At 44.9% G+C, this 12655-nt stretch carries 10 protein-coding genes; 8 read left to right on the top strand and 2 right to left on the bottom strand.

All coding sequences use genetic code 11. From position 1 onward, the window contains the following. Window positions 1–355: 355 nt before the first annotated feature. Window positions 356–1117, bottom strand: coding sequence for a TatD family hydrolase (locus ACF8OV_RS10475; RefSeq protein ID WP_025506939.1), 762 nt, complete (start codon window positions 1115–1117; stop codon window positions 356–358). Window positions 1118–1298: 181 nt separating this feature from the next. Here ACF8OV_RS10475 and hemB point away from each other — a divergent pair, with 181 nt between their 5' ends. The 3 genes from hemB to polA all read left to right on the top strand — a co-directional run bounded on the left by hemB (window position 1299) and on the right by polA (window position 6348). Further along, a complete protein-coding gene (gene hemB, locus ACF8OV_RS10470) occupies window positions 1299–2360 on the top strand; it encodes a porphobilinogen synthase (protein ID WP_005489689.1) in 1062 nt (353 codons plus the stop codon). 141 nt (window positions 2361–2501) lie between these two features. Then, on the top strand, window positions 2502–2936 hold the full coding sequence (locus tag ACF8OV_RS10465; RefSeq protein ID WP_005459779.1) for a GNAT family N-acetyltransferase: 435 nt from the start codon (window positions 2502–2504) through the stop codon (window positions 2934–2936). A gap of 616 nt (window positions 2937–3552) precedes the next feature. After that, window positions 3553–6348, top strand: coding sequence for a DNA polymerase I (gene polA / locus ACF8OV_RS10460; protein ID WP_203504510.1), 2796 nt, complete (start codon window positions 3553–3555; stop codon window positions 6346–6348). 757 nt (window positions 6349–7105) lie between these two features. On the opposite strand, the gene yihA is transcribed toward polA, so the two are convergent. After that, window positions 7106–7765, bottom strand: coding sequence for a ribosome biogenesis GTP-binding protein YihA/YsxC (gene yihA, locus ACF8OV_RS10455; RefSeq protein WP_005456829.1), 660 nt, complete (start codon window positions 7763–7765; stop codon window positions 7106–7108). Window positions 7766–7924: 159 nt separating this feature from the next. Between yihA and ACF8OV_RS10450 the strand changes: the two genes are divergently transcribed. The 5 genes from ACF8OV_RS10450 to hemN all read left to right on the top strand — a co-directional run bounded on the left by ACF8OV_RS10450 (window position 7925) and on the right by hemN (window position 12594). Then, window positions 7925–8542, top strand: coding sequence for a cytochrome c (locus tag ACF8OV_RS10450; protein WP_005478649.1), 618 nt, complete (start codon window positions 7925–7927; stop codon window positions 8540–8542). Between the two features lie 798 nt (window positions 8543–9340). Beyond that, a complete protein-coding gene (locus ACF8OV_RS10445; protein WP_005456816.1) occupies window positions 9341–9979 on the top strand; it encodes a class I SAM-dependent methyltransferase in 639 nt (212 codons plus the stop codon). Further along, window positions 9979–10521, top strand: a complete 543-nt coding sequence (gene yihI / locus ACF8OV_RS10440) for a Der GTPase-activating protein YihI (protein WP_005496687.1) — start codon at window positions 9979–9981, stop codon at window positions 10519–10521. The genes ACF8OV_RS10445 and yihI overlap by 1 nt, the downstream gene beginning before the upstream one ends. 7 nt (window positions 10522–10528) lie before the next feature. Next, window positions 10529–11017 carry a DUF2489 domain-containing protein gene (locus ACF8OV_RS10435; protein WP_005456843.1) on the top strand — a complete coding sequence of 163 codons (489 nt, stop codon included), beginning with the start codon at window positions 10529–10531 and terminating at the stop codon, window positions 11015–11017. 185 nt (window positions 11018–11202) lie between these two features. Then, window positions 11203–12594: an oxygen-independent coproporphyrinogen III oxidase gene (hemN, locus tag ACF8OV_RS10430; protein ID WP_005496689.1), complete on the top strand. Its 1392-nt coding sequence runs from the start codon at window positions 11203–11205 to the stop codon at window positions 12592–12594. Window positions 12595–12655: the final 61 nt, after the last annotated feature.

Below are 12655 nucleotides of genomic sequence, written 5' to 3'. Positions count from 1 at the left end.
ACAGACATAAACTTCTTTGATGCCTAGCAGCTTTTGAAAAAAGTTGCGTGGTACGCGTTGCAAGTAAGCACCATGTGTACACATTTCAATATCCGTATTCATGTTGTTTTACACCTGTGCTAAGACGTAGGCGAATAGCAGTATAAGAAAAGAATGTGTCGAGTTGTGGACAGTCACAAGAAGCGTACTGATGGAATACGCATGATGCGAAGTGGGTAGGGTTACAAGTTAATAGTTATGTCTATCAACACTACAGTATTGCTGGTTGAGTCGTTTCAGGTTTGGCCTGTTCACCCAACCGTTTAGGCAATAAAAAGCGACCTAGTGTGGCCGCTTGTTGCGTTTGTTGTATTGCTTAAATCTTGAATAAGCTTTTTGCATTTTCCGTGGTGATAGCATCTATGGTTGCGACCTCTTCGCCACGCAAGTCTGCCACTCGCTGCGCGACGAGCGATGTGTAAGCTGGCTCATTGCGTTTACCGCGATGCGGCACTGGCGCCAAATATGGGCAGTCTGTTTCTAAGATGACCCATTGCATGTCTAAGTGTGGAATGACTTGGTCCATGCCGCCGTTTTTAAACGTCGATACACCGCCTAAACCAAGGTGGAAGCCCAACTCGTTAATTGCTCGCGCCTCTTCAAAGCTGCCACCAAAACAATGGAACACGCCACGCAGGCGACCGTCTTGCTCTTGACGAAGCAGAGTCAGCGTTTCTTCGATGGAATCGCGGGTGTGGATCACCACAGGTAAATCCATCTCTTTTGCCCAATTGAGTTGGGTGACGAAAGCCATCTCTTGCTCTGCTCGGTAGGTTTTATCCCAATACAGGTCGATGCCGATTTCGCCCACGGCGATAAAGTTGTGTTTTTCGAACCAGCCTCGGATGATTTCTAGCGTTTGATCAACGTTGCTATCAACGTAACATGGGTGCAAACCCATCATTGAGTGGCACACTTCCGGATACGCTGCTTCGGTCTGCAACATCGGTTCAATCGAGTCCAGATCGATATTCGGCAGCAAAATCTTAGTGATGCCTTGAGTTAAGGCGCGCTCAACCACTTCATCGCGGTCGTTATCAAATTCGCTCGCGTATATGTGCGCGTGGGTATCGATCATGGTCTTTCTCTGTACTTTGTCCGTTTGGTACGAGAAGTATACTTGAGTGTGAGTGCTGGGTCATTTTCAGTTTTTTTCATCGCCTTTTTCCAGATTGTCACTCGCAAGGTGCATCAAGAGTGATATGATTTTGTTCACCAGATGATTTGATCATCATAACCGTCCAGACAAGGAGAAAATGGTGTCTGTATCAATTCAAGGTCCATTCCCTGCACGCCGTATGCGTCGTTTACGTAAACACGATTTTAGTCGTCGTTTGATGGCTGAGAACCAACTTTCCGTGAATGATCTGATTTACCCAATGTTCATCCTTATGGGTAAAGATCGTCGTGAGAGCGTGGAATCCATGCCGGGTGTAGAGCGTTTGTCGATTGATTTAATGCTAGAAGAAGCACAATACCTCGCAAATCTAGGCGTTCCTGCCATCGCGCTTTTCCCTGTCGTAAACCAAGACGCTAAAAGCTTATGCGCTACCGAAGCTTACAATCCAGAAGGTTTGGTTCAGCGCGCAGTACGTGCACTAAAAGAGCACGTGCCACAAATTGGTGTGATTACAGACGTCGCACTAGACCCGTTTACCACACATGGCCAAGACGGCATCATTGATGAAGATGGCTATGTGATGAACGATGAAACCACCGAAGTGTTAGTTAAGCAGGCATTGTCTCATGCCGAAGCGGGCGCAGATGTGGTTGCGCCATCAGACATGATGGATGGTCGTATCGGTGCAATCCGAGTTGCGCTAGAAGAAGCGGGCTACATTCATACTCAAATCATGGCTTACTCGGCTAAATACGCATCAAACTACTACGGCCCATTCCGAGATGCCGTCGGTTCTTCGTCTAATCTAAAAGGTGGTAACAAGAAAAACTACCAAATGGACCCAGCAAACATTGATGAAGCAATGCATGAAGTCGCAATGGACATCAATGAAGGGGCAGACATGGTGATGGTTAAGCCAGGTATGCCATACTTAGATGTAGTTCGCCGAGTGAAAACCGAGCTGCAAGTTCCGACATTTGCTTACCAAGTATCGGGCGAGTACGCGATGCACAAAGCGGCGATTCTTAATGGCTGGTTAAAAGAGCGCGAGACAGTAATGGAATCACTACTGTGCTTTAAGCGTGCGGGCGCCGATGGCATCCTGACTTACTTTGCAAAAGACGTAGCAGAGTGGTTAGCGGAAGAGAATGCACAAGCCGCTCAGCACCTAAAGATGGCTCGAGAAGCGACAGAAGAGTAATTATCGCTCAGTGAGAAAAACCAGACCGACAATAGTTGTTCGTCTGCATATACCCAAGTAACCTCAGGCGGATTACAAAAGGCTTGTATATCCCAAAAAATCCAAGGTGCTTGGGTATATTTATTTCTGGAGAAGAGAACAATGACAATGCTGATTCGTGAAGGCACGTTGGAAGAGGCACTTCAAGTGGTCACTCGAGTGAAAGAGTTTGCCAACGGAGAAACCTTAGATTCGATGTCACAGCGTCTTGGAGACAAAAACAGCCTAATCCTAGTGGCTGAGAAAAACGGTGCTATTGTCGGTTTTAAAATCGGCTACGAACTGGATGAAGACACCTTCTATAGTTGGTTTGGTGGTGTTGCGCCGCAAGCTCGAAATGAGGGAGTCGCGCAGATGTTGTTAGAGGCTCAAGAAGAATGGGTCGCAGAACAAGGCTATAAAACACTAAAAGTGAAATCTCGAAACCAATTTCCTGCCATGCTCAGATTGTTGTTGAGAAATGGATATCTTATTGAAAAATTTGAAGAAAAAATCAATCTTCGTGAATCGAGAGTGCATTTCATTAAAGCAATGTGAAAATAAATGAGATTTTTTCTCATTTAACTGTTGACTGTTAAATGAGAATCATTATTATTAATCCTGTCTTAGGGAATGAGGAAAGTTCACAAGGACGTTGAATTACTGATTAACAGAAGTTGATTAACTGGTGTTGAGAAGGTGATGAAACATTTATCCAAGAACTTGCACGAATTCTTTTTGACACGACATTGCTCACATTGCTTCCAGTGTAATTTATAGCTTCTTGGTTAAGCTGCCATGATATGGAACTGGCTTTACCACTTCTGCTAGGCGACCCAATTGGGTCGCTTTTTTCTTTTCTACGATTTCCATTTGACGTCACTATCCGTAACTTTTCCACATGACATGATCATTTTAAGATCGTTGATCTTCTCGCCTTATTTAAAAATAATCCTTTAAAACCAATGATATAAAATTGTATTTTTTTGTCTTTTCTATCATTGCACAATCTGTGGATAATTTATATAAACAGAGTTATCCACAGGTGATGGTGGTTTTCTTGAATAAATCGGAAAATTTCCGCGATCTGGATCGAACGAACAAGATAGATTCGGATCAGCAGTCATGGCATCCTAGGCAGATCTATTAAGTACTGATTTGGATACAGACAATTATGGCAAGTATTCCTGAAAATCCGCTGATTCTTATCGACGGTTCTTCTTACCTATATCGCGCTTTTCACGCTTACCCGGGCACGATGAGTAATGGTGAAATCCCAACCAACGCAGTTTACGGTGTGGTGAACATGCTACGCAGTATGATGCGTCAATTTGCGTCTGAGCGTATTGCGGTGGTGTTTGATGCGAAGGGTAAAACCTTCCGTGATGAGATGTATTCAGAATACAAAGCGAATCGTCCACCAATGCCGGACGATCTGCGTTGCCAAATTGAACCATTGCACAACGTTATTCGTGCGATGGGTTTGCCGTTGATCTGCGTTCCTGGCGTGGAAGCAGATGACGTCATCGGTACGTTGGCTTACCAAGCCTCGCAACAAGGCATGCCTGTTTTAATCAGTACTGGCGATAAAGATATGGCTCAGCTGGTGGATGACAACATTACCTTGATCAACACCATGACGAACGTCGTGATGGATCGTGAAGGGGTGGTGGAAAAATTTGGTATTCCGCCAGAGTTGATCATCGACTATCTAGCGTTGATGGGCGATAAAGTCGATAACATCCCTGGTGTACCGGGCGTGGGCGACAAAACGGCGACCGCTTTGCTGCAAGGCATTGGTGGCCTGACTAAGTTGTACGAAAATCTGGATGATATCGCGGCACTTGGTTTCCGCGGTTCGAAAACCATGGCGAAGAAGCTGGTCGACAACAAAGACAACGCTATGCTGTCTTATGAGCTGGCTACCATCAAGCTGGATGTGGAGCTGGAAGAAACACCAGAGTCGCTACTGAAAGCAGAGCCAAACAAAGACGAATTGATCAAACTGTATGGTCAGTTGACGTTTAAGTCTTGGCTGAACGAACTGCTTGAAGGCGGCTCAGGCACTGTCGAAGCGGTTGAACTTGCAGGCTCTGCGCAAGCATCATCATCTTCTTCTTCGCATGCTGAAATGGAAACCTCAGCGGTAACGATTGATCGCAGTCAGTACGAAACCATTTTGGACGAAGCTTCTTTCAATGCGTGGCTAGAAAAACTCAAAGCGGCAGAGCTGTTTGCCTTTGATACCGAAACGGACAGCCTTGATTACATGGTGGCGAACCTCGTCGGTTTGTCATTTGCTATCGATGAAGGTATTGCGGCTTATGTTCCTGTCGCACACGATTATTTGGATGCGCCAGAGCAACTGGATCGAGATTGGGTTCTGGAGCAGCTGAAACCAATTCTTGAAGACGACGCTCAAGCGAAAGTCGGTCAGAACCTAAAATACGACGCGTCTGTGCTGGCACGTTACGGCATCGAGATGAAAGGCATCAAATACGACACCATGTTGGCGTCTTACGTTTACAACAGCGTAGGCGGCAAACACGACATGGACAGCTTGGCACTTCGTTTCCTGCAACACAGCTGCATTTCATTCGAGCAAATCGCGGGTAAAGGTAAAAACCAACTGACCTTCAACCAAATCGAGCTTGAGCAAGCATCGCCATACGCAGCTGAAGATGCAGACGTCACGCTTCGTCTGCACAATCGTCTGTTTGCTAACATCGAACAAGATGAAAAGCTAAAATCGGTTTACGAAGAAATCGAAATGCCGCTAGTCCCTGTTTTGTCTCGCATTGAGCGCAGTGGTGTTCTGATTGATGACATGAAGCTGAGCGCTCAATCGGTAGAAATCGCGGCCCGTTTAGAAGAGCTTGAACAAAAAGCTTACGAAATCGCAGAACAAGAGTTCAACATGAACTCGCCGAAGCAGCTGCAAGCTATCCTATTTGAAAAAATGGGCCTACCTGTTGTGAAGAAGACACCATCTGGCACACCTTCAACCAATGAAGAGGTGTTGCAGGAGCTTGCGTTGGATTACCCACTGCCAAAACTGATCCTAGAATACCGTGGCTTAGCGAAGCTGAAGTCGACATACACTGACAAGCTGCCGAAGATGATCAACCCTTCAACTGGTCGTGTACACACCTCTTACCATCAAGCGGTGACTGCGACAGGTCGTTTGTCGTCTACCGATCCAAACTTGCAGAACATTCCAATCCGTAACGAAGAAGGTCGTCGTATTCGTCAGGCGTTTGTAGCTCCTGCTGGTTACAAGATTCTGGCTGTCGACTACTCGCAAATCGAGCTGCGTATTATGGCGCACCTTTCTGGCGACCAAGCGCTGCTTGATGCCTTCCGTGACGGTAAAGACATTCACGCCGCAACCGCAGCAGAAATCATGGGAGTGTCTATTGATCAGGTATCAAGTGAGCAGCGTCGCCGTGCAAAAGCGGTGAACTTTGGTCTGATTTACGGCATGAGCGCATTCGGCTTGGCAAAACAGCTGGGTATTCCTCGTGGTGAAGCGCAAGCTTATATGGACAAATACTTCGAGCGTTACCCAGGTGTAATGCAGTACATGGAAGACACGCGCAGTGCAGCGGCTGATAAAGGTTATGTAGAAACCATTTTTGGTCGACGTTTGCATCTGCCAGAAATCAAATCGCGTAATGGTATGCGTCGTAAAGCAGCAGAACGAGCGGCGATCAATGCGCCAATGCAAGGCACTGCAGCTGACATTATTAAGAAAGCGATGCTGCTAGTGGATCAATGGATTCAAGAAGAAGGCAATGGTCGCGTAAAACTTTTGATGCAAGTACACGATGAACTGGTATTTGAAGTCGAAGAGTCGTCTTTGTCCGAAATTGAAAGTAAAGTACAAAAATTGATGGAATCTGCAGCAGAGTTGAAAGTGCCTTTGGTGGCAGAAGCTGGTCACGGTGACAACTGGGATCAAGCACACTAATCATTTTTAAATCAATTTGGTCGATTTAGTATGAGCCAGCGCACAAACGCTGGCTTTTTTGTGTCATTAAAAAAGCAACTTGGATTTGAAAATTAATGTTGCTTAATAAAACTTTCATGAAAAAAAACTACAAAAAATCTTTGCAATTCTGACCAATTGTTGTACATTAGATCGCGTAGGGTACAGAGGTAAGATGTTCTATCTTTCAGACCTTTTGTTTCACGTTATTGGATTAGGCTGATTCAGCCGCCCCAGTCAGTTTTTGACTGGGGCGTTTTTTATTGGGCGAAAGAAAAATTCCTTTTAACTCAGTTTCTTATCCATTTTGGCGCTGTCCTCGTAATTCTCTCTCGCTAACTACTTGCTTCCACTGATTTTTTGTCGTTATTTCTTCGACTCATTCATCCTGTAAATTTACGCCATTCACACTATTATTTTTTCTCGAAAGAAAGTAAGTCGGCCTTTCTGAGGGGTGAAACTTATCTAACTTATTGAATTTAATTTTCTTTATTAATGTTTGGTAAACGAAAAGACTCAAGATTAGAAAAGCAGATGACTTTTTGAACTATTGAAATCATTCGATAGTTCAGTAATGCTTTGCAACATAACAATAATTACCAATTTTTCTCTCCCGTTATCCCTGCCAGGAAGGTGGGGATTTTTATTGCCTGAAATTCCGGTTTTTGCTTTGTCTAGATAAACAAAAGCCCCACCAAATGGCAGGGCTGTGTCGAAAAAATTTAACAAATATTGTTAATTATTCTTCGTTGCTCTCTGGCATCTCTAGATCGTCTTCTTCAATCAGGTGAGCCAGTGCTGGTGCAAACCAGGTATCCAGTTTCGCGCGCAGCTGATCGACCCCTAATCCTTTTAGAGAAGAGAAAACATCAACCGAAACGTCACCACCGAAAGTCTCCACTTGTTTGCGAATTTTCAGAAGTGTCTGTTTACGTGCGCCACTTTTTAGCTTATCAGCTTTAGTTAGCAACACTTGTACTGGAATACGGCTATCGATAGCCCAGAAAATCATTTGCTGGTCGAGATCTTTCATTGGGTGACGAATGTCCATCAGAACCACTAGGCCTTTTAGACACTCGCGTTTCTGTAGGTATTCACCTAAAGATTTCTGCCATTTGTTTTTCATCTCTACCGGTACTTGAGCAAAACCATATCCCGGTAGATCGACAATGTGACAACCTTCTTCTACTTTGAATAGGTTGATCAATTGGGTACGACCAGGTGTTTTTGATGTCTTGGCTAAGCTTTTTTGATTAGTTAGACGGTTAAGTGCACTCGATTTACCAGCGTTTGAGCGTCCTGCAAACGCAATTTCGACACCTTCGTCCTCCGGTAAGTGGCGAATATCGGGCGCGCTGGTGATGAAATGCGTATTTTGGTAATGAATTTTTACGCTCACTGTTAACTCCATCTCGACTTTGTGTAGTCGATTGATTACTTTTTTGTGAAATTGTGTAAAATAACCGTGCTCGGCATAAGGTCGCCTATTGTACCATGAGTGTACGCGGTATGTTCACATTCCGTGGTACTGGAAGCTTGATAATTATAATGGAATGTCATGAAGAAATTAGCGCTAATTTTGAGTCTTTTAGCCAGTTGCTCAGTATGGGCCCAAGGTAATATTGAGGCTGGTAAAGCAAAATCACAAACCTGTGTCGCCTGTCACGGAGCAGATGGCAACAGTGCAATCGCAATGTACCCTAAACTAGCAGGCCAACACGCTAAGTATCTTGAGAAGCAGTTAAAAGATCTTAAGCTAGGTATGACAAGTGGTGGTAAACAAGGTCGTTACGATCCTGTAATGAGTGGCATGGCAATGCCGCTAAGCGATGAAGACATCGCAGATCTTGCAGCATACTACTCTTCTCTACCAACTTCAGAAAGCTCGACACCTGAAGATGTGGTAGCAAAAGGTAAAGTGCTTTACACCGCGGGTGATGCAGAGCGTGGTCTAACGGCATGTATGGCATGTCACGGTCCGCGTGGTAACGGTACTGAGCTTTCAGGTTTCCCTAAAATTTCGGGTCAGCACGCTGACTACATCAAAGCTCAGTTAGAAAAATTCCGTGATGGTAACCGTGGCAACGATATGAATGCCATGATGCGTGACATCGCGAAGAAAATGACAGATGAAGATATCGAAGTTCTGTCGAAATACGTTGGCGGTCTGCACTGATACCCCTACATAGTTCGAGCAAAGTTGTACAAAAATGCCCCAGCGATTTCGCTGGGGCATTTTTGTTGGTGATGTGGCTCACACGTGATTTTTGAGGATGTCATCGATATCTGCTCGAAAGCTTGTAAGACATTTGCCATACCTTCGATTGCGAATGTCTTCTTCTTATTTTTAACCTTTTGATTAATTGATGTTTTTAATTTTTGCGAAAAAATCATCGCTAATATTTCCTGCTGCTAACTTGTGAGTGCGTCGGGATTACGTAAAGTAGAAAGCGTTCACAGGGGGTGAATTGCAGGATTTCAGACCACGGATTCAAGGTCTTCATGGACGCAAGCTAGGATAGCTTGGTGATCGGAAAACGGAATTAGGTAGGCAAGGAGCCTGCTCGATACGGATGGTCATCTCGTCTTATGGTTAAGACAGTGGAAAGGATCAGGCACAGGAAGTTGCTCAGAAGACAGGAAGTAAAGGGATAGCCAAAACTCATCAGGAAGATGAAAAACAACACTTTTTGGCAAGGAAAGCACGAAAAACAAAAGGATTCTTGGTGCACTAAATGCGTGCAACACAGTTTCGCCACTTGATGGCACTTAGAAAGCGACAGTTTGACTGTCGCTTTTTTTATGCCGTTTTTTCTCGGCAACCACCAATCTGAAGAGGGATTACTACACTGATGCCTTTCGATGGGTTCTTAAACAAAGTTTTTTAACAAAAACTGCTGAAAAAGTATTCAGTACCTCTCCAATCTGAGTCCACTTTCTGGTATGTTTCGCATCCCTGTTTGAGGAAGTCAGCATGCATACCTGTCCTTTATGCCACAATCAGCATACTCGTCACTATTTTGAAGATAAGCATCGCGAATATCTTCAATGTGAGCAGTGCTACTTGGTATTCGTTAATCCAGACCAACGTTTGGATGCGGAAACTGAAAAAGCTCACTATGATTTGCATGAGAACAACCCAGAAGATATGGGCTATCGACGTTTTTTGTCGCGTATTGCTGACCCAATCACAGAGCGAATTTCACCACAATCGAACGGAATTGACTTTGGTTGTGGTCCGGGCCCGACGCTTTCCTTAATGCTAGAAGAAGCAGGGCACAACATGGCGTTGTACGATATTTACTATCACCCAGATACTGCGGTGCTAGAAAAGCAGTATGACTTCATGACAGCGACAGAGGTGATAGAGCACCTCTACCATCCCGATGTGGTGTGGAAGCAATGGTTGAATTTAGTTAAGCCAGGGGGCTGGATTGGCCTGATGACGAAAATGGTCATCGACGTGGAGGCTTTTAAATCATGGCACTATAAGAATGACCCAACTCATGTGGTGTTCTTTAGTCGTGATACCTTCCAGTTCCTTGCTGAGCGGGATAAGCTCGAACTCGAATTTATTGGTAATGATGTAATTTTACTGAGGAAGACCCAGTAATGAGCCGTAAAAAGAAATCTAGAAAGCCGGGTGCCGCTGGCGCACCTGAGTTTGTTGTAACTCGTAACCGTACCGAATCTGACGTTGAAGGCCGTCTACGCAAGCGCGCGAAAAAGCGTAAAGGCTTGAAGACAGGTAGCCGCAACTCAGAAGTTAACGAACAGAAAAAGCAATCTTCTGCGCAAAATCGTGACCCACGTTTAGGCAGCAAGAAGAAGATCCCTCTGATTGTTGAACCAGTGAAGAAGATGACGAAGCAAGAGCGTCGTCTATCTGCGGAACAAGAGCTAGAAATGCTAGAAAATGACGCGCAATTGAACGTGTTGTTGGATCGCATTGAAGCGGGTGAAAACCTAGGTACAGGTCTACAAAAATACGTGGATGAGAAGCTTGATCGTATTGAAAAGCTAATGGACCAACTTGGTCTGCTAGAACCTGAAGAAGAGGAAGATTTTACCGTTTCTTCTGCGAAAGGTTCTCGTAATGACGATGATTTATTAGCGGATTTCGACGATATTAACTTCGAAGACTACAAAGGATAATTAAGCCATGAATGTAACCTTATTAGCTATTGCGGGTGCAGTGATCATTATCGCGCTGGCTTCTTATGCAGGTTACCTTCTGCTTCAATTGAAAAAGCAAAAGGAATTGCAGCTGAAGCATCAAAAGTTGGCGATTGATAAACGTAATGCCAACATTTTTGAGAATGTGCATACCTTGTGTCAGGCAGGCATTCAAGGCCAGTGCGATTTGTCGGAAATCAGTATTCGCGTGTACTGCATCATGGATTATGTTCAAGGTGAGAATCGTGTGAACTTCGACGAAGTGTACCCTGCAATTTCCGAGCTTTACCATATCGTAAAAGATATGGCGCGCGGTGAAGATCGTCAGCAACTTGCCAAGAAAGAACGTATGCAACAGAACCTGACGCGTCAGAAAGCGGAAAGCCGCTTAACAGATGCGATCATAGAGGAACTCAAAGTGTTGCAGAAAAACGTCCAGCCACTGAATAATCAAATCAATATTCAGATGCTTTAACGATAATCCCCATTGGTTTGTTTTATGACCATTGGGGCTATCGTGATCACGCTAGCACTTCTTTGGATTTATAATTAAAAAGCCATCAGGTGTTGCCACGGTTGCCATCGTCGTATGGCAAAATAGCGATTCTGAATATCGGGTGACGGCTTTCGTTGCCCTAGCATTTAACGGAAAGTACCACCATGTCGAATCAACACACTGAATCGAAACAGCAAATCGTCTGGGATCAAGCGGTATTGGATAAGTACAACTATTCCGGCCCTCGCTACACGTCGTACCCAACGGCGCTGGAGTTTCATGAAGCGTTTACCATCTCAGACTATGATATGGCATGCACTCAGTACCCAGAGCGTCCGTTATCGCTGTACGTACACATTCCGTTTTGCCATAAGCTTTGCTACTACTGTGGTTGTAATAAAGTCATTACACGCCACTCGCACAAAGCGGATGAATACCTCGACGTGCTTGAACACGAAATTCGTCAACGTGCTGCATTGCTCGTTGGTCGCACCGTGACGCAATTGCATTTTGGTGGTGGTACACCGACGTTTCTATCTGAAAAGCAAATCACTCGCGTGATGAACTTGCTACGCCAAGAATTTACATTCAGTGATGACGCAGAAATCAGCATTGAAGTAGACCCGCGTGAAATTCAGATCACCATGTTGGATCACCTTCGTAGTGAAGGCTTCAACCGCCTGAGCATCGGCGTTCAGGACTTCAACAAAGAAGTGCAAAAACTGGTGAACCGTGAACAAGATGAAGAATTCATCTTTGCGATGGTGGCACGTGCGAAAGAGTTGGGTTTCCGTTCGACCAACCTCGATTTGATCTACGGTTTGCCGAAGCAGACCAAAGCCTCTTTTGCGAAGACGTTAGAACAAGTGCTGGAAATGCAGCCGGGTCGTCTGTCGGTCTTTAACTACGCACACATGCCGCAATTGTTTGCTGCGCAGCGTAAGATTAAAGACGAAGATTTGCCAAAAGCAGAAGAGAAAATGGCAATTCTCCAAGACACGATCGCAACTTTGACGGGGGCTGGCTACCAGTTCATCGGCATGGACCATTTTGCGATGCCTGACGACGAACTCGCCGTTGCGCAGCGTGAAGGAGTGTTGCATCGCAACTTCCAAGGCTACACCACGCAAGGTGAGTGTGACTTAGTGGGCTTTGGTGTTTCTGCCATTTCAATGATTGGTGATGCGTACGCGCAAAACCAAAAAGAGCTCAAGAAGTACTATGCTCAAGTAAATGACCTTCGCCACGCATTGTGGAAAGGTGTCTCACTCGATTCGGATGACTTGCTCCGTCGTGAAGTCATTAAGCAGCTGATTTGTAACTTTAAGCTTGATAAAAAAGCGATCGAATCTGAATTCAGAGTGAAATTTGATCAGTACTTCAAAGAAGACCTGCAATTGCTGCAAACGTTCATCAATGATGAGTTGGTGGAAGTGGATGACAATGAAATTCGAGTGACACTGCGTGGTCGCCTGCTTATCCGTAACATCTGTATGAGCTTCGATAAATATCTGCGAGCAAAAGCGCGTCAGCAGCAATTCTCTCGCGTGATTTGATCATCGCTTGCCGATTCCAAATACAAAAAATGCCAGCAAATGCTGGCATTTTTTATAATTT

Origin of the sequence: Vibrio sp. GLN_1, assembly GCF_043106015.1 — a bacterium.
Taxonomy (GTDB): domain Bacteria; phylum Pseudomonadota; class Gammaproteobacteria; order Enterobacterales; family Vibrionaceae; genus Vibrio; species Vibrio parahaemolyticus.
Note: the sequence above shows the minus strand (reverse complement) of the source record. Positions and strands in the feature narration are given on the sequence as shown.